The sequence below is a fragment of the Companilactobacillus baiquanensis genome, assembly GCF_003946605.1.
Lineage (GTDB): Bacteria > Bacillota > Bacilli > Lactobacillales > Lactobacillaceae > Companilactobacillus > Companilactobacillus baiquanensis.
In genome coordinates, this window is sequence record NZ_RHOQ01000004.1 from 1 (window position 1) to 18,975 (window position 18,975).

14 protein-coding genes and 1 pseudogene are annotated in these 18,975 nt (G+C 35.1%); 5 read left to right on the plus strand and 10 right to left on the minus strand.

Translation table 11 applies throughout. The features are described 5' to 3' along the window. A pseudogene (locus EKM77_RS07235) lies at nt 1-222 on the plus strand (NAD(P)-dependent alcohol dehydrogenase); the annotation flags it as partial. 52 nt (nt 223-274) lie between these two features. Here EKM77_RS07235 and EKM77_RS07240 read toward each other — a convergent pair. Beyond that, nucleotides 275-3,514: a bacterial Ig-like domain-containing protein gene (locus tag EKM77_RS07240; RefSeq protein ID WP_164507736.1), complete on the minus strand. Its 3,240-nt coding sequence runs from the start codon at nt 3,512-3,514 to the stop codon at nt 275-277. A 195-nt stretch (nt 3,515-3,709) separates the two neighbouring features. Beyond that, on the minus strand, nt 3,710-4,465 hold the full coding sequence (locus EKM77_RS07245) for an IclR family transcriptional regulator (protein ID WP_125593390.1): 756 nt from the start codon (nt 4,463-4,465) through the stop codon (nt 3,710-3,712). A gap of 100 nt (nt 4,466-4,565) precedes the next feature. On the opposite strand from EKM77_RS07245, the gene EKM77_RS07250 reads away from it, so the two are divergent. From EKM77_RS07250 to EKM77_RS07265, 4 genes are all read left to right on the plus strand, one after another. Then, on the plus strand, nt 4,566-5,213 hold the full coding sequence (locus tag EKM77_RS07250; protein WP_125593391.1) for a bifunctional 4-hydroxy-2-oxoglutarate aldolase/2-dehydro-3-deoxy-phosphogluconate aldolase: 648 nt from the start codon (nt 4,566-4,568) through the stop codon (nt 5,211-5,213). A 123-nt stretch (nt 5,214-5,336) separates the two neighbouring features. Beyond that, a complete protein-coding gene (clpP, locus tag EKM77_RS07255) occupies nt 5,337-5,930 on the plus strand; it encodes an ATP-dependent Clp endopeptidase proteolytic subunit ClpP (RefSeq protein ID WP_125593392.1) in 594 nt (197 codons plus the stop codon). A 115-nt stretch (nt 5,931-6,045) separates the two neighbouring features. Next, the gene (locus EKM77_RS07260; RefSeq protein WP_125593393.1) at nt 6,046-7,449 is read left to right on the plus strand and encodes an MFS transporter; all 1,404 of its coding nucleotides are present in this window, start codon (nt 6,046-6,048) and stop codon (nt 7,447-7,449) included. Further along, entirely contained in the window at nt 7,433-8,068 is a 636-nt protein-coding gene (locus tag EKM77_RS07265; RefSeq protein ID WP_125593394.1) for a methyltransferase family protein, read from the plus strand. Before EKM77_RS07260 ends, EKM77_RS07265 begins: the two co-directional genes overlap by 17 nt. Before the next feature lie 159 nt (nt 8,069-8,227). Here EKM77_RS07265 and EKM77_RS07270 read toward each other — a convergent pair whose 3' ends face one another. From EKM77_RS07270 to EKM77_RS07305, 8 genes are all read right to left on the minus strand, one after another. Continuing rightward, nucleotides 8,228-8,827, minus strand: coding sequence for a TMEM175 family protein (locus tag EKM77_RS07270; RefSeq protein WP_125593395.1), 600 nt, complete (start codon nt 8,825-8,827; stop codon nt 8,228-8,230). A 105-nt stretch (nt 8,828-8,932) separates the two neighbouring features. Continuing rightward, the gene (gene whiA / locus EKM77_RS07275; RefSeq protein ID WP_125593396.1) at nt 8,933-9,868 is read right to left on the minus strand and encodes a DNA-binding protein WhiA; all 936 of its coding nucleotides are present in this window, start codon (nt 9,866-9,868) and stop codon (nt 8,933-8,935) included. Next, the gene (locus tag EKM77_RS07280; protein ID WP_125593397.1) at nt 9,868-10,902 is read right to left on the minus strand and encodes a gluconeogenesis factor YvcK family protein; all 1,035 of its coding nucleotides are present in this window, start codon (nt 10,900-10,902) and stop codon (nt 9,868-9,870) included. The genes whiA and EKM77_RS07280 overlap by 1 nt, the downstream gene beginning before the upstream one ends. Next, nucleotides 10,889-11,803, minus strand: coding sequence for an RNase adapter RapZ (rapZ, locus tag EKM77_RS07285; protein WP_125593398.1), 915 nt, complete (start codon nt 11,801-11,803; stop codon nt 10,889-10,891). Before rapZ ends, EKM77_RS07280 begins: the two co-directional genes overlap by 14 nt. Nucleotides 11,804-11,972: 169 nt before the next feature. Further along, nucleotides 11,973-12,689 (minus strand): SDR family NAD(P)-dependent oxidoreductase, encoded by a 717-nt coding sequence (locus EKM77_RS07290; RefSeq protein ID WP_125593399.1) that lies wholly within the window; start codon nt 12,687-12,689, stop codon nt 11,973-11,975. Between the two features lie 46 nt (nt 12,690-12,735). Beyond that, on the minus strand, nt 12,736-15,591 hold the full coding sequence (gene uvrA, locus EKM77_RS07295; protein WP_125593400.1) for an excinuclease ABC subunit UvrA: 2,856 nt from the start codon (nt 15,589-15,591) through the stop codon (nt 12,736-12,738). Nucleotides 15,592-15,593: 2 nt separating this feature from the next. Then, the gene (gene uvrB, locus EKM77_RS07300; RefSeq protein ID WP_125593401.1) at nt 15,594-17,603 is read right to left on the minus strand and encodes an excinuclease ABC subunit UvrB; all 2,010 of its coding nucleotides are present in this window, start codon (nt 17,601-17,603) and stop codon (nt 15,594-15,596) included. A gap of 119 nt (nt 17,604-17,722) precedes the next feature. Next, nucleotides 17,723-18,967, minus strand: coding sequence for an MFS transporter (locus tag EKM77_RS07305; protein ID WP_125593402.1), 1,245 nt, complete (start codon nt 18,965-18,967; stop codon nt 17,723-17,725). Nucleotides 18,968-18,975: the final 8 nt, after the last annotated feature.

Consider the following 18,975-nt stretch of genomic DNA (forward strand, 5'->3'; position numbering starts at 1 on the left):
GTTGATGACAAGAAGATCGTCGGAGTAAACATGGGAGATTCAATTCCTCAAGTTGATATTCCACGTTTGATCGAATTTTACAAATTAGGTGTCTTCCCATTTGATTTGACAGAGAAGTTTTATGACTTCGAACAAATCAATGAAGCTGATGCAGATTCAGTTAGTGGTATGACTATCAAACCTATCTTGATTATTGATAAAGACTACAAACCAGGTGAATAAATCTGGATAAAAAAAATAAACCTCAGCCAAAAATTTTGGTTGAGGTTTTTTATTACTGTTTTTTAAATACTGAATCAAGTTCAGAAACCCATTCGGAATTGGAAATTTGATGATAAGTAGTTCCTTTAAATTCACGATGATTATTTGATATCCAATTTGTTCCACTAGAAACACTACGTGAAGCTCTCTTAATATTTCCATAATAATCCAAATTGTATAGTGGAATGTTGCCTGTACCAGTTAACTGAACAATTCCGTTAGATGTAGTATCAGGAGCTGTTTTAGTAACATCTGATTTTTTAACATAATTGCTCGTTCCAACTCGATACCAAGTATTGCCATCATTATCAACAGCAATCCGATCAACTAACCATGCGGTTTGGTAACTTAAATTGATATCTGTAGTTTTGCTTGAATCTACTGTACTAAATACTTCAGTATTATCAGGATCAATTGAGTAAACTACATCAGCAATTGGTTGAAAAGCCCACATATCTTCTGCTTTTACCCATTCACTGGTTGAAACTTGATAGAAAGTTCCTTCACTATTTTGAACTGCCAATCCCACCATCCAGTCAGTATCATGCGCTAATTGGCGAGTGGCAACGGGGGTGGTTGTAGATGGCGAACTATAAATTTGTGTATAACCGTCTGCTTTTACTAAATAAGGTGCATTAATTAACCATTCTTTGTCATTCGATGGTGTTCCCGGATTAGTCGTTGACTTTGGTAAAACTGTAATAGTAGCCACTTCTGATACATTGTTTAATGAATAAGTTGCAGTGTACGTTCCAGCTTTTGTCGTATCGACATTATTTGTCATGATTAAACCATCTAATTCAACTGCTTTTCCATCAGCATCAGTAGCACTATCCAAGTTATCTTCTGGATTCCACGAATCACCTACGTGAATAGTAGAATTATGGATATTAATTGCAGTTAGATCCATTGAATCAGGATCTTTAACACTAACTTCCACAGTTTTAGTGGCATTTGAATATATCATAGTAGACGTAGAATAATCCATTCCACTAATATATTTATAGTTATAAGTAATTGTATGTTTCCCTACTTTAGAAGTGTCTAAGTTAGAAACTTTATCAACAGCTTGACCGTCAACAATCACTGTAAGTGAATCGTTATCATAATTAAAATCATTACCAAATTCATCTGTACTCGATTTAAACCATTTTGATACAGGAGCTGTATCATCAACCAAAACCGTATCTTTATCATTAGTTATATTTATCATTGGATCTTGATAAACAATAAATTGAGCTCCTGTCTTACTAGATTTTTCGTCACTATTTAAATAATATTTATAAACAACATTAAAAGTATTATCCGATCCTAATTTAGAAAATTTGTATGTGTCCTTATAAGAATAAGCAGTTCCATTAATAACATACGAAAGATTACGATTGTCTTTAGTGATAGTCGTTCCATTTTCATCAAGAGCCTCATTTGTGTTTATAAAATTAAAAACATCTGTACTTGTTCCTAATTTAAAATAGTTACCATTAACTGCAATGGTTGGGTTCTGTTTAATATGTAATGTTGTTTCAGATGTAGCACTTTGATTATCGCCATAACTATACGAATAGACAACCTTATGATCACCAACTGTCTGCTCGAACTCACTTGCAGGTGAACCGTCAATAGTTACGGTCAAATCATTATAAGCTATTGAATCACCATTTTCGTCATTACCATTTAAATATGCACTTTCAACAGCTTTTTTCCACGATATTGCTGAATCATTAAGTACATCATATGATGGAGCTGAACTTATAGTGGGCGTTTGAGTTACATTAACATTTGTAGTTGAAGAAACGCCATTGTACGAATAAGTAACAACATATTTACCCGGTTTAGTTTGATCTATTGTCGAGCTAGTTTCTGGAGTGTCACTACCAACCTTTTTAATAGTAACCGACAACTTTGCATATGGAATTGCAACTCCACTTGCATCGGTACTATTAACAGCATCATAAGCTGATTCTGGACTCCAAGTCGAATCATCGACATTCAAATTAACGGTTTCATCAGATTTAATCTCTGGTGACTTTACAACTTCCAAATCATGGATCGACGGATCAATGTCGGTGATCCCTAACGTTGCATAATATGCCATATACATTGGACTGGCAGTACCAATCGTTACAGATTTTGTAGTAGATCCATCAGCAAAGGTATAACCTTCTGGTGCTGTAACCTCTACGCTATCACCAAGTTTGGTTGCGTCAGTTGTAGTTGAGCTTATAGTCGTATCACCTAGTTTAAAGTTGACTAGGTTTGGCATTTCGGTCTTATTATCTTTAAAAATTTCTACTGAACTTACAGATGAATGCATTCCGTTAAAAAGCAAATTGCTAATCAATATGCCACTTGGTGGTGTAGATTGATCTTTCAAGAATCCTACTGGAGTTGGTGCTTTTATACTTTGAGATGAGTTTACATTTTCATTTAAATACCCAAAATAATTTACTGGTAAATTAACGTCATTATATTTAAATTGAAAAAGTGAGGGAATAAACTGACTAGTACTCCCTTCAGACCTAATAACATAAATTACTTTAGTAATACTATCAATATATGATTGTGCATCTTGACCATCATATGCATTACCTATTGTTTGATCTTTATCAGAGTCATCAACAAAGGTATAGCCTTGTGGTAAAGATTTTGTTAAATCAACAGTATCCCCTGAGTTGCCAGCTATATACACTTGGCCTCGTTGATCATGCATATCACCAGTTTCTGAACCATCAGTACCTTGAACCTTATAATTAATAATTAATCCACTATTAGCACTAGAATCATAGTATTCTCTATTATTCCAATCAATAGTATTCCCCTGTGAATCAGCAACTGGAACCTCTGTAGCTGCAGTTGCGACTGGCGTTGCGGAATATGAACTTACATTATTACTTGATAATTGATTATTCCCTGTATTCGACCCTGAATTAGTAGCTTCTAAATTACCATCTGTACCAGTAGCCCCTGCGCCACTGTCTGATCCAGATACTGTACTCCCTGTATCAATATTTGAATCAGTTTGTCCAGATGTATTAACACCATTATCCGACCCTGTATCGGCTGATGTTATTTTTGGATCTGTCCCTGAGCTTGTAGTTCCTGTATTAGTTTGCTCGACTGCTTGATCGGCAGTTGAATTTTCAATTGCGGCACTTACATTAGTAGTATTTAGTCCGCCTAGAATAATTGCTGAAAAAAATGTTACCCCTGCGATTGTCACTTTTTGTGACTTCGATAGCTTGATATTGGCCATTGTGTTGCTCCCTGAAGTTATGTTTATAACATCTAAATTATAATTCATAAAATCACAAAGTTTAGTTCACTTATCATAAGGAAAATTTACCGATTATGGCATTTTTTATGTCATGTTATATTGAATTTTAATAAAAAAAGAGTACCCAGAGAATTTATCTCGTTTTAGGAGATTAATTCATATGAATACTCTTTTTTAAATAGCTTGTTCTATCTTCTTTTTAGTTTCCAAAACTAACTTTATTATACGTTTTTCTCGATCTTCATCCATTCTATAATATGGAGTACTTACACTAAATGCACCATAAACTTGGTCATGCTTCATTAATGCAGTTCCAATACAGAACACTTCGACCTCATTTTCACGGTCATCAATTGAATAGCCGTTTCGTCTAACAATATCAATTTGCTTCATTAAAGATTTACGATTAACAACAGTAAACTTAGTTAATGGATCTAACGGGTTACGATTGAAGTAATCATCAAGCTCTTCTGGGTTTTTAGTAGCCATTATTGCTTTCCCCATAGCAGAACAATAGAGATTTAAACGTCCACCAATTTTAGATTTCAAATTGACACTTCTAGGGCTTTCCAATTTTTCTAGAAATTCAACGTGATCAGCAATTTCAACACCCAAATGAACTGTTTCTTCAGTTGCATTACGTAATTCTTTTAAATATGGCAAAGCAATTTGATGAATATTGAAATCAGCCAATGCCTTTTGACCCAGTCCGATCAATTCAGCACCTAAGTGATACTTTTTATCTTCATCATTTCTCCACAAAAGATCTAATTCACACATAGTAGTCAAAATCTTTAAAGTAGTAGATTTAGACATCTCCATACCTTCGTGAATTTCTTTCAAAGTTAGTCCTGAATCATGTTCCATTAAATAATCCAAAATAGCTTTTGCTTTAATTAAAACGGTTCCATAGCTTTTTGATTCTACCAATTATATGTCCTCCACTTGATACATTTAAGGAAAGCGCTATAATGAGTATATAATTTCTAAAAGGAAAAGTAAATTTATTATAAGGAAATGGTGAACTTTTATGCAAAAAGTTGATATTCTGAAAAAAATGGAAAAAACTGGTGTTGTTGCAGTTGTCCGTGGTGCTTCCAAAGAAGAGGCCTACAAAGCTGCTAAAGCTTGTATCGATGGTGGAGTTAAAGGTATTGAATTAACTTTCACAGCCCCAGAAGCTGACAAAATTATCGCTGATCTTAAAGAAGATTATAAGGATGATCCCGATGCATGTATCGGTGCTGGTACAGTGCTTGACCCTACTACTGCTCGTATTGCTATTATGGCTGGCGCAGATTTCATTGTTAGTCCTTCATTCAACAAAGAAGTTGCTAAGTTATGTAATCTTTATGAAATTCCTTACACACCTGGCTGCATGTCAATAACAGAGATCCAAACTGCTATGACTTACGGTTCAGATATTGTGAAAGTATTCCCAGGCAGTGTTGTTGGACAAGGATTTGTTTCAGCTGTTAAAGCTCCATTCCCACAGGTAAGCATCATGCCTACTGGTGGCGTAAGTTTAGATAATATGGAAGAATGGTTTGACAAAGGCGTTACACTTGTTGGTGCTGGTGGTAATTTAGTTGGACCAGCTGCCAAAGGTGACTTTGAACAAGTTAAGAAAAATGCTCAAGCATACCATGCAAAACTTGAAGAAATCAGAAGTAAATAAGCTTAAACTCCCAATTCGGGAGTTTTTTTATATTCTCGAGGTTTGTTTGTTGACCCCTTTAAGATAGTATGCTAAATTAGCACTGTACTATTAAGAGTGCTAATTAAAAATAGGAGGCATTTTATGTTAGTTCCTACAGTTATTGAACAAAGCTCACGTGGCGAACGTGCCTATGATATTTATTCAAGATTATTAAAAGACAGAATCATTATGTTATCAGGTGAGGTTAACAGTCAAATGGCTAATACAGTCATTGCTGAATTGCTTTTCCTTGACGCACAAGACTCAGACAAAGATATTTCAATGTATATCAATTCACCAGGTGGCTCTGTTACCGATGGATTAGCTATTGTTGATACAATGAACTTTGTTAAATCAGATGTTCAAACAATTGCTACTGGCCTAGCCGCTTCAATGGGAAGTGTTATCTTGTCATCCGGTACAAAGGGCAAACGTTTTGCTCTTCCAAACTCAACTGTTCTTATTCATCAACCATTAGGTGGTGCTCAAGGACAACAAACAGAGATTGAAATTGCCGCTCAAGAGATTTTGAAGACAAGAAAGAGATTAAATCACATCTTGGCTGATAATTCTGGTCAATCATTTGAAAAACTTCAAAAGGATACTGATCGTGACAACTACATGACAGCCCAAGAAGCTAAAGATTATGGTTTGATCGATAATATTATGATCAACAAAGAAAAAGCTGATAAATAATTTAGTTTTCCCGGCACAGAATATTTGCATTCTGTGCTTTTTTGTTGCCATTAGACAGTTTCATCCATTTAGGCTATCCTTAAATTAAGTTTAGGAGAACAAAAGGAGGATTATTATGGAGACTACTATAAAAGATTCCTTAAGCCGTAAATTATTCATCATCACACTTTTGTCTGGTACTTTTACTATGTCTATCAGTCAATCATCATTATCTACGGCCTATCCAACCCTTATGAAATTCTTTGGTGTCACTGCACCGACAATTCAGTGGCTAACAACTGGCTTTATGCTGATAATGTGCATTATGATGCCGATCAGTCCCTGGTTATTAAATAATATTTCATTCAAAAAAATATTTCTAGGAGTTGTCGCTATTTTTGCGGTAGGAACTTTAGTTATCATTACCGCTAACAACTTCCCTATGGCTATGCTAGGAAGAGCGTTAGAGGCTATTGGGGTCGGCATCTTATTTCCATCGTTTCAATCAGTGCTTCTGGCAATAACACCAGAAGAAAACCGTGGTACCACGATGGGGTTCGCCGGTTTAGTCATGGGTTCAGCATTAGCATCCGGTCCCATTATTTCAGGAATTGTATTAAACTTTTTGAAATGGCAAGGTTTATTTATTATCTTTTTACTTATTATGATCGTAATTTTTATTATTGGATCAATTTATATTAAAGATGTCATGCCTCGTCACAAAGTAAAACTAGATTCTATTTCAATCATTTATTTATTCGGTTTGATCGGTTTACTTTATGTAGTAAATCAAGCTGGTGTTACACATAAATTGAGTACTAATTTATTAATACTTCTAGCCGCAAGTCTTATTTTGACAGGTTTATTTATTTATCGTCAATTGACTAAAAAAGAACCTTTGTTAGATTTAAAAGTTATGGGAAATTTCAATTTTGATTTAGCTGTATTACTTACTGGTTTTTCTTATATCTCTTTAATCGTTGTAACAATTATTTATCCATTATATTATCAAAATATTTTACACACTTCTATTTTGGTATCCGGACTTGCTCTAGTTCCACCAGCTATTTTATTAAGTATTCTAAATCCACTAACTGGTAAATTGGCTGACAAAATCGGTTTTAAATCAACTTTGATCTCTGGCATGTCGATGATCGTTATTGGCTGGTTCTTATTATTCATCCTAAATCGAAAATTAGGATTGATCCCAATGATTTTAATTGCCATGTTGATCGAAGGTGGAAATGCCTTTGTAATGATGCCGGCTACTACTCTTGGCGGTAATTCACTTTCAGAAGAGTTAATTCCACATGGAACTGCTATTATCACAACGGTTCGTCAATTATTGGGTTCTCTAGGCGTTTCACTGGCAACACTAATACTTGTTGCATCTAATCAAAAACACGGCTTACCGGCCAATACAGGTCTAATAGGATACCATTATGTATTTACATTCTTCTGCATTATGGCAATCCTAGGATTCATTTTTGCAATTCTTGTTAAAGATAAGAAGAAGGATCAAAATGTACGGAATACATAGGAAAACTACCAAAGCTAAAATATTTTTACTAACAATTCAAATTATTTACTTAATGATTGTTTATTGGTTAATTTTAGGTAATTTCGATAATTTCATGATTTCTAATATTAACATAATGATCAGTATAACTTTTTTAAGATTGAATGCTATGATCTTTTTCTGGCTTCCTCGAGGGATCAGTTTTAAAGAGGCAATCGGTAATGGACTTGCTTTTGGTTTATATTATTTAGGATTTCCAATTCTAGCTATCTTTGGTGAGATCAATATTGGCATAATAATTATTGGTTGGCTGTTATTTATCATCGGATCAGCTCTCAATACTACTTCTGAATTATTGAGAAAGCCTTTTAAAGATGATCCTAATAATAAAGGAAAATTATACACAGGTGGACTTTTCAAATATGCTATTCACATTAATTATTTTGGAGATGTGCTCTGGGTAACTGGACTGGCATTAACTACATGTAACTGGTGGAGTTTGCTTATTCCGATCTTTTTGATTTCACTCTTTATTTTTAGTTATATTCCAAACGACGATAAATACTTACAGCATCATTATGGAAAAGCCTTTAGCGACTATCAAAAAAATACTAAAGAATTGATTCCATTTGTTTGGTAAAAACAAATAGAGCGTTACTTAAGGCGCTTAGAGACTGAGCATAGCCTAGGTGTCTCTGCCTTATGTCACGCGTTTCAATATATAAATTCAAAGGGCCAATAATCCAATCCGATTATTGACCCTTTTTGCTTAACTATGATTCTGTAATTTATTTTTTCATTAACTAAACAATTTGTCACTATCTTGATTAACGTTACCACCAACAAATATAACTTGAAATGCTATTAATAACATCTGTAATCTCGGCATGAAAATTAGGATCAATACCCAGACAATAATTTCAGCTCCAACAAATTTCCAGTTAGTTAAAAAACGATATATTTTCATATCACGAATACTTGTAGCAATTTCTGTATGTCCGGCTTCTTCATTAGCTTTCGCAATTGCGTGAGTAAGATATGCATATGCAAGTGACCACAAGAAATATACTATCGCGTAAAATATCTCTGGTCCCTGGGCATTCAAATTCCGCCCTATCCAAGCTGTTGCCACCGGAATAAATGATGTCGTAAACATCCATGTATTATTGATCCAAAAAATTTTCCTAGTAACAACCTTTGTTTTAGTAAACATATAATGATGATTGTACCAAGCAATCCCTATAAATAACCAGCCGACTGCATATGAGATCATATACGGTATCTGCGGAAAAATAGCTGATAGCTTAGCTGAATCTGGTGTCTTAAATTCTAAAATCATGATCGTTAAAATAATTGCTATAACAGCATCTGTAAATGCCTCAACTCTAGATTTATTCAAAAAAATCCCTCCCTGAAAAGTCAATTAATTATAGCAATTTTCAAAAAAATAAAAAGGTCGACACGTGAAATTTTTAATTTTTCACAAGTGTTGACCTTTTTTAACTTATACTTGGGCGCTTTCAGCAATCTGATTTATTTTTCTTAAACGATGATTAATACCAGACTTGGAAATTGCTCCACTAGGCACCATTTCTCCTAATTCTTTTAAGGATACTTCTGGATTATCCAGTCTCAATATCGCAATTTCTTGTAACTTTTGAGGCAGTGAATCAAGTCCAACTGTTGTTTGAAGATGTTTAATGTTATTGATCTGACGTTCCGCAGCTTCAACAGTTTTATTGATATTAGCATTCTCACAGTTAACTAAACGATTTACTGAATTACGCATATCACGAACGATTCGGATATCTTCAAACTTGAGCATTGCATTAGTTGCACCGATAACTTGTAGAAAATCAGCGATCTTTTCTGCTTCCTTCAAATAAACGATGTAACCATTACGACGCTTAGTAATTCTAGCGTTCAATCCAAAATGATTCATCATTTTGGCAATACTTTCATTGTGAGATTCATATAAAGAATAAATCTCTAAATGATAACGTGATGTTTCCGGATTATTAACACTTCCCGTTGCCAAAAAAGCACCTCTTAAATAAGATCTCATTCGCTGATCTTCATTTAAAATATCTTTTGGAACATCTGTATTAATTGATAAACCAGTCTCATCTAAAATTCCTAAATCAGTCAAAACTTTATTCGTATCATATTTCAAACGAACCAAATACTGATTATTCTTTTTTAACTTCATTTTCTTACGAACCAAAAGTTCCGATTCCATCCCATATTTTTGCTTGATCAAAGAAAATATTCTTCTGGCAATGGCCGGATTTTCCGTCTGTGCGGTCAAAACAAAATGATGATTCTGTAAACTAAGCGAACCATTCATTCTCAAAAGTGCTGATAATTCAACACGGGCATGTTCGGGATGAACTTCCAAACTAGTGAGTTCCTTCTTTACTTCACTTGCATAAGAAGCCACTAGTGTCTCACCTCATTTTTTCTATTACCTGATTGAAAGGCTAAATTTAAAATCTCTCTAGCAATTTTATTTCCATCATGAAAGGCACCTTTATCATGCAAAGATAAAAAGTCATCTTGAATAACTCGACATCCCATATCACGAAGGCCTTTAAAATCAGGTTTTACTTGTTTAATATATTCGTCATACTTTTTATGATCCATATAATTCTTAGGAATCTCACGAGTATTGACAAGTACGGTATCGATATAATTACCACCCAAATGTTCGTTTAAAACATTCACATGATCTGCATCTGTAAATCCTTCTGTTTCACCAATTTGCGTCATAATATTACAAATATAAACGACTTCAGCTGGTGTCTGTCTAACCGCTTCACCTAAATCACTAATCATCAAATTAGGTAAAATACTGGTAAATAAACTACCAGGACCTAATACGACCACATCGGCCTGCATAATTGAGGCAACGACTGGCAATAACGATTTAGGAACTTCCTTAGGATCATCTGAATCAGTTACCCAGACACGTTTAACATGCTTTCCAGAATGAGTGATCTCATGCTCCCCAGCAATCGTCGTCCCATCTGTGAATTCAGCATTTAATGTCAATTTAGTGTTGCTGGCCGGATATACATGACCATCAACTTTCATCATTTTGGATAGTTCTTGAACAGCATCAAAAATGTTAGGTGACATTTCAGTAAGTGCAGCGATGATTAAATTTCCGATCGCATGTCCAGAAAAGAAATCATCGTTTGTATTAAAGCGATATTGAAAAACGTCTAAATCAACTTTAGGCAAATCTGACAAAGATGCTAAAACGTTTCTAATATCCCCTGGCGGAACAACGTTAATGTAGTTTCTGATAATACCAGAAGATCCCCCATCATCTGCCACAGTAACGATTGCAGTAATATCCGCATCTTTATTTCTTAAACTATTTAATACAACTGGCAAACCAGTTCCCCCACCTATAACAACAACTTTTGGACGACGCCCCTTAACAACACGAACTATCCTATTTGTTGGCATCTTCAATTACCTTCTTTTGAGATTTGTCCATATCACGGTGACTAATATCGACATAGTATTTTTCTTTTAAATCGGTTCCTAGTCGTTGAGCAATCGCAACTGATCGGTGTTGTCCACCAGTACAACCAATGGCTATTGTTAAACTAGTTTTACCTTCTTTTTTGTATCCTGGAACAATGTATTCAAATAAATCATATAATTTTTTATAAAATGTTTCGGTCTGATCATCATTCATAACATAATCGTAAACCGGCTTATCTAATCCAGTTTTAGCTTTTAAGCTATCAATATAGTATGGATTTTTTAAAAATCTAACGTCCATAACGATATCTGCATCAATTGGCAGACCATACTTAAATCCAAATGACATAACTTCAATATGAAATGTAGGTACGGCTGAACTTTCTTGAAAGTTAGAAAAAATTTCTTCACGCAATTGGCGCGGTGTTAAATCAGTTGTATCGATCTCTACTTGGGCACGACTTTTAATTTCTGATAAAAGTTCACGCTCTTTTTGAATACCGTCTAACAAACGACCTTCCATAGCTAACGGGTGGCTACGACGTGTTTCTTTATATCTTGAAACTAATTCTTCATCAGAAGCGTTCAAAAATAGGATCTTCATATTAACTTTTTGTTGTTTTTCTTGTTCATCCTCATCCATTTGTGAAACCATGGAAAATATTTCATCGTAAAATGCCCGAGAGCGAATATCAACAACCAAAGCGACCTTATTTATCGTCCCAGATTCATGAACTAATTCCCAAAATTTAGGTAATAAATTAGGTGGCATATTATCAATACAAAAATATCCTAAATCCTCAAAAGACTGCATAGCGACAGTTTTACCTGCACCACTCATACCAGTCACAATAACTAAATTAAGCACGTCCTTTGACATAAGTGCACCTCACATTCAGATATTAGCATACCACAACAGTCCTGGTGTGTCATTTTTAAGGACATACTAACTAATGAGAAAGTATGAAACTATATCTAACCGAAATTCTAGGACTAAAAAAATAGGGTCAACAATCTTAAAAAGCAGATTATTGATCCTATAAAAATTCTTAATTAGGTAATTTTATTCCCGAAATACTAGCAATTTTTTCTAAAAATTCATCTTGTAATGATACATTGTCGACTCTTTTATCATAGTCATCGGGTCTCATATGGTAAAAATATTTTCCAGTTACTTTAGGGTCATCTAAAGTAGCCAGCCAAACTTGACTAGTGTAACCTTCAATCAAATCATCATTAGCATTTGGCCCGCCCATCTTAGTTGGTACCCAGCCAGGATCAACCGCGTTGACAGCTACTTGCCATTTTCTGCTAAGTGCTTTGGTTAACATTAAGATTTGTAATTTTGAAGAAGAATAGTCTGTATCATTTTCCAGATTATCTAAATCAAGTTTAGCCCCTTTATGCATGCTTGAAGATATATAGATGATCCTCTTAGGCTTAGTAGTTAGTGCTGTCAGCATATACGGAGCTAAAACATTAACTTTAAAAATACTTCTTTTATTATTTGAACTAATTCCAGCGTTATAGATAACCGTATCAAATGGACCTATTTCATTCATCTGCTTTGCCAGATTTTTAACTTCACTTTTAGATGCCAAATCGCCAATCAAAATTTCTTTTGCATATGGTACTTGAACACGTGCATCAATTGCCCGACTCTCATTTCTAGCATGAAGATACACATCATTACCGACTTTTATTAATTGTTTGGCTGCCAGCATCCCTAGACCATCTGTCGAACCAGTTATAAAAATTTTTGCCATTTAAATTACCTCGATCTATAAGAAAATTTTTAATTACAAAACTCTCTTATTTGTTCTTTGCTTCAATTGTACGCTTGGTATCACGTTCCAAAATAGGTTTTAAATATTGGCCAGTGTAACTTTCTTTAACCTTACAAATCTCTTCAGGTGTACCTGTGGCAACGATTTGGCCGCCGCCTTCTCCACCTTCAGGACCTAAGTCGATCACCCAGTCGGAAGACTTAATGACATCTAAATTGTGTTCGATAACTAAAACAGTGTTACCTTCATCAACTAAACGTTGCAATACCCCTAATAAGCGCTTGATGTCATCTGTATGAAGTCCTGTTGTTGGTTCATCTAGAATGTAGAAATTACTACCGCTAGATTTTTTATATAGTTCAGAGGCTAATTTCATACGCTGAGCTTCACCACCGGATAATTGCGTTGCTGATTGACCCATAGAAACATAGCCCAAACCAACATCAACAATTGTTTGTAGCTTTCTTCTGATCTTTGGAATATTACTAAAGAAATCTAAAGCATCTTCAACTTTCATATCTAAAACTTCAGCAATATTTTTACCCTTATATGTAACTTCAAGTGTTTCTGAATTATAACGTGTGCCATGACAAACTTCACATGGTACGTAGACATCTGGCAAGAAATTCATTTCAATTTTAATAATTCCATCACCATGACAGTTCTCACAGCGTCCACCTTTAACGTTAAATGAGAATCTGCCTTTTTTATATCCACGTAACTTAGCTTCATTAGTTTGTGCAAAAAGATCTCTAATATCATCAAATACGCCTGTATATGTTGCTGGATTACTTCTTGGTGTACGTCCGATTGGACTCTGATCAATGGCAATCATTTTTTCAAGCTTGTCATATCCAGTAATTTTCTTATATTTACCAGGTTTATTAGAATTACGATTCATTTTTTGTGCCAAAGCACGTTTCAAAATAGTATTTACTAAAGTAGATTTACCAGATCCGGAAACTCCGGTTACTGAAATAAACTTCCCTAATGGGAATTTAACATTGATTTTCTTTAAATTGTTTTCTTCTGCACCGTAGACTTCAACAAAGTCACCATTACCAGGCTTTCTCTCCAAAGGTACTGGTATAAACTTCTTACCCGATAAATATTTACCAGTTAAAGATTTAGCGCTGCGCATAACTTGTTTAGGTGTACCCGCAGCCACGATTTGTCCACCTTTTTCTCCGGCACCAGGACCTACATCGATCAAATAGTCGGCAGCTAACATCGTATCTTCGTCATGTTCAACAACAATTAAGGTATTACCGAGATCACGCATTTTCTTCAATGAACTGATCAATCGATTATTATCTCTTTGATGCAGACCAATTGATGGTTCGTCCAAAATATACATAACGCCAGACAAATTAGAACCAATCTGTGTTGCCAAACGAATACGTTGTGCTTCACCACCAGATAAAGTACCAGCTGAACGAGATAAAGTTAAATAATCTAATCCGACATTTATTAAGAAGGTCAAACGATCGTCGACTTCTTTTAAAATAGGTTTAGCGATAACTGTTTTTTGTTCACCTAAGGTTATTGCCTTAAAGAATGGTAGTTCATCTTTGATAGACATATTAGATACTTCTGCAATATCTTGACCGTTGACTTTAACAGCCAAGGCCTTCTCATTTAATCTCTTACCATGACAAACTGGACAAGTAAGTTCAGTCATATATTTACGCATTACTTCACGAGTGAAATCACTATTTGTTTCATGGTAACGGCGATTTATGTTAGGGATAACTCCTTCGAAAGGAACATCTACATCACGTACGTTTCCAAAATCATTCTCATAGTGAAAATGGAATGTCTTACCATCTGAACCATATAAAACAATATTTTTAGCACGATCTGATAACTTTTCAAAGGGAACATCCATATCAATTTTAAATTCTTTACAAGCTTGTGCCAGCATTTGTGGATAGTATTGCGAACTAATTGGATTCCAAGGAATAATTGCTCCCTGTGCTAAAGTCACACTTTGGTCAGGAACTACAAGATCAATATCAACCTCAAGTTTGATTCCCAAACCATCACAATTATCACATGCTCCAAATGGGGCGTTAAATGAAAATAGTCTTGGCTCTAATTCACCAACAGTAAAACCACAAATTGGGCAGGCGTTTTTCTCTGAAAAGACCATCATGTCCTGACCAATAACATCAACATTCATATAGCCGTCAGATAAACGCAAGGCGGCTTCAACGGAATCAAATAAACGTGACTTAACATGGTCATTTATCACGATCCTATCGACAACAACATCAATATCATGTTTCTTATTCTTATCTAGTTCAAGTTCTTCACCAACATCATGAACTTCGCCGTCAACTCTGATTCTGACATAGCCTTGTTTTTGAATTTGTGCTAAAGCCTTTTTATGCTGACCACGTTTAGCCCTAATTACTGGAGATAATACTTGTAATTTAGTACCTTCATCTAATTTTAAGATTGCATCAACCATCTGTTGAGCTGATTGGCTTGTAATTACAGTCCCATCATTTGGACAGATTGGTGTTCCTACACGTGCCCACAATAAACGTAAATAATCATTTATTTCCGTGACAGTTCCCACAGTTGAACGAGGATTTTTAGAAGTAGTCTTTTGATCGATCGAAATTGCTGGACTCAATCCATCAATTGAATCGACGTCAGGTTTATCCATTTGACCTAAAAATTGTCTAGCATATGATGACAAACTTTCAACATAACGACGCTGACCTTCTGCGTATAAAGTATCAAATGCTAACGAACTTTTTCCAGAACCTGATAAACCAGTCATAACAACTAGTTTATTCCTAGGGATAGTTACATCAATATTTTTTAAGTTATGAGCTCTTGCTCCATGAATTACAATTTTATCATTTAACATAATTACTTCATTTCCGCCTTTAATTCCAGAATCGTGTCACGTAAATTGGCCGCAGCCTCAAAATCAAGTTTTTTAGCTGCCGCTTCCATTTGCTCTTGTAAATTAGATAGCAATTCCTTTTGCTCTTTTTTAGTCATGTCTGTAAAGTCCAGATCATCATCAATTTTTTCAGTTTCAGATGCTTTGTTGTCAACTTTTTGGAACATTGATATAGCGTCTCTGATCGGTTTAACAATTGTTTTTGGCGTAATGCCATGTTCTTCATTAAATGCCATTTGCAACTTACGACGACGAGCTGTCTTAGTTATTGCCGCTTTCATTGAATCGGTCTCTGAATCGGCATACATAATAACTCGACCGTGTTCATTACGAGAAGCACGTCCAATAATTTGTACCAATGATCTTTCAGCACGTAGAAATCCTTCTTTATCAGCATCAAGAATTGCAATCAATGAGACTTCCGGCACATCGATACCTTCACGAAGCAAATTGATTCCGATAAGTACATCGAATTTACCTAGTCGTAAATCACGAATTATTTTTGTTCGTTCAAGGGTTTTAATATCACTATGCAAATATTTAACTTTAATACCTAGATCTTTAAAGTAGTCTGTCAGATCCTCAGCCATTTTCTTAGTTAAAGTTGTGACAAAGACACGTTCATGTTTAGCAACACGATCGTTTATTTCACCAACTAAATCATCAATCTGTCCCATGATTGGACGAACCTCAATAACAGGGTCGAGCAGCCCAGTTGGTCGAATAATTTGTTCGGCAACGTGATTAGTTCTCTCCATTTCGTATGGACCTGGAGTTGCTGAAACATAAAGGATCCTATTGACATGTTCTTCAAATTCTTCTAGTTTCAGCGGACGGTTATCAAGCGCACTAGGCAATCTAAATCCATAATTTACCAGCATCTGTTTTCTAGCACGGTCTCCGTTATACATCCCACGAATCTGCGGCATTGTAACGTGAGATTCATCGATCATAATATTGAAATCTTTAGGGAAGAAATCGATCAAAGTAAATGGAGGTTCACCTTCAGCACGACCTTCCATATGGCGAGAATAATTTTCAATACCAGATGTATAGCCCATTTCACGCATCATCTCAATATCGTATTCAGTACGTTGTTTGATACGTTGTGCTTCTAGCAGTTTACCCTCTTTAGTAAACTTAGCTACTTGTACTTCCATCTCTTTTTGAATCCTATCTAGAGCTTCTTCCATTTTTGAATCAGAGATCATAAAGTGAGTTGCTGGGAAAATACCAATATGATCCATTTGACCTTTGATCTCTCCAGTTAATGCATCCATTTCGATAATTCTATCGATTTCATCCCCGAAAAATTCAATGCGAATCGCATTATCGTCTCGAGAAGCTGGGAAAATATCAACAACATCCCCGCGTACACGGAAACGTCCACGTTGAAAGTCAATGTCATTTCTCTCAAATTGATTATCAACTAATTCTTCCAATAGTTTATTACGAGAAAGTTCTTGACCCACACGCAATGAAATAATGCTATCAGCGTATTCTCTTGGATCACCTAAACCGAAGATACAAGAAACTGAAGCCACAACAATAACATCATTTCTTTCTAAAAGTGAACTAGTAGCGGAGTGTCGTAATTTATCAATTTCGTCATTGATACTAGAATCTTTTTCGATATATGTATCACTCGAAGGAACATAAGCTTCTGGTTGATAATAATCATAGTAACTAACAAAATATTCGACTGCATTATTAGGGAAAAATTCTTTAAACTCACCATACAACTGACCTGCTAAAGTCTTATTATGTGAAATTATCAACGTCGGTTTATTAAGATTTTTGATTACATTAGCCATTGTAAAAGTTTTACCAGTACCAGTTGCGCCTTCTAGAATAACCTCTTTGTCACCATCTTTAAAATCTTGTGTAATTTTTTCTATTGCTTGAGCTTGATCCCCAGCTGGTGAATACTTAGAAACCAAATCAAATTTGTTATCGTCTACTCGATCTATCACAGACATACCCTCCAAAGATAAAAAAGACACCTAACTCAAATATGAATTAGATGTAATTTGCGTTAGACACAATTATATTGGTTCTATATTACCATACCGAACATATTTTCGCCACTATCTTACCTGCTGGCACTAAGCCTTGGTAAATAGGCAAAGATAACTAAACCTATCAAAAATAGAATACTTAAAGAAGCGGCTCCAATCGTTGATTTACCAGTAATTTGCGTAACAATACCTACCAAAACTGGTCCCATGACAGCTGAGAATTTTCCTAAAATATTATAGAAGCCAAAGAACTCACTACCAGAATTTTTGGGGATCAGACGTCCAAAATATGAACGGCTAAGCGCCTGAATACCACCCTGACTAGTCCCAACTAAAATTGCCAAGATCCAAAAATCCGTGGTTGTTTTTAATTTTAATGCGTACAGACAAATACAGAAGTATAAAATAATTCCAATAAAAATTCCCGTTCGAGTGGATGTTTTATTGGCAAGCCAACCGTAAAGAATCGAAAACGGAAAGGCAATCAATTGCACTACTAGTAGAACAATCATTAAAGTAGTTGTCGTAATTCCCATATCCATCCCAATAGAAGTTGCCATAGTAAAGATCGTATCAACTCCATCAATATAGAAGAAATACGCAACAAGGAACCAGGCAGCAGCTTTATATTTTTTAATATGCTTCAAGGTTTCAAAGACCCTTTTAAAACTAGATAAAAGTGGTTTCGAATTTGCTTTTAGTGAATATTTTTGATGAACATTTTTAATCAATGGAATATAAAAAATTATCCACCAAGCAGCGGCTAAGGCAAAACTCCACCGGGCAACACCATAGCTACTTAACATACCAAAACCACTAGTCAATTGTAGCATCAGGAATAAAATGAACGCTAAAACGCCTCCAAGATAACCAAATCCATAACCATATGAGGACAATATATCCATATCTTTATCACTCGATACATCTGTTATAAAACTATCATAAAATAAATTACCACCAGAGTAGCCAATAATTGATAGGATATAAACTCCCAAAAGCCAAGACCATTGTGTTGACGGTATAATACCCAGCAAAAAGGTCATACAGACTCCCAAAAGAGCAAAGATATTGAGCATTCTTTTTTTAGATTTAGGATAATCGGCTAAAGCTCCTAAAACAGGTGCTAGGATCGATACTAATAATGTTCCAAAACTATTGGCATAGCCCCAATAAGCTGTGGCATTGGCTGGTGTAACGCCTCCATTTTGTGCAACGGACTTGAAGTAAACTGGCAACACTGCAGTAGTGACAATAATTCCATATCCAGAATTAGCCCAATCATAAAAGATCCAGCTCCATTGCTGTTTATTAAATCTCATAAAATCCC

Bases quoted from the DNA above. Each gene is read 5' to 3' on its own strand.
- rapZ (WP_125593398.1), bottom strand. From the start codon at position 11,803: ATGTCAAAGGACGTGCTTAATTTAGTTATTGTGACTGGTATGAGTGGT.
- EKM77_RS07260 (WP_125593393.1), top strand. From the start codon at position 6,046: ATGGAGACTACTATAAAAGATTCCTTAAGCCGTAAATTATTCATCATC.
- EKM77_RS07240 (WP_164507736.1), bottom strand. From the start codon at position 3,514: ATGGCCAATATCAAGCTATCGAAGTCACAAAAAGTGACAATCGCAGGG.
- uvrA (WP_125593400.1), bottom strand. From the start codon at position 15,591: ATGTTAAATGATAAAATTGTAATTCATGGAGCAAGAGCTCATAACTTA.
- EKM77_RS07250 (WP_125593391.1), top strand. From the start codon at position 4,566: ATGCAAAAAGTTGATATTCTGAAAAAAATGGAAAAAACTGGTGTTGTT.
- EKM77_RS07265 (WP_125593394.1), top strand. From the start codon at position 7,433: ATGTACGGAATACATAGGAAAACTACCAAAGCTAAAATATTTTTACTA.
- EKM77_RS07305 (WP_125593402.1), bottom strand. From the start codon at position 18,967: ATGAGATTTAATAAACAGCAATGGAGCTGGATCTTTTATGATTGGGCT.
- clpP (WP_125593392.1), top strand. From the start codon at position 5,337: ATGTTAGTTCCTACAGTTATTGAACAAAGCTCACGTGGCGAACGTGCC.
- EKM77_RS07290 (WP_125593399.1), bottom strand. From the start codon at position 12,689: ATGGCAAAAATTTTTATAACTGGTTCGACAGATGGTCTAGGGATGCTG.
- EKM77_RS07280 (WP_125593397.1), bottom strand. From the start codon at position 10,902: ATGCCAACAAATAGGATAGTTCGTGTTGTTAAGGGGCGTCGTCCAAAA.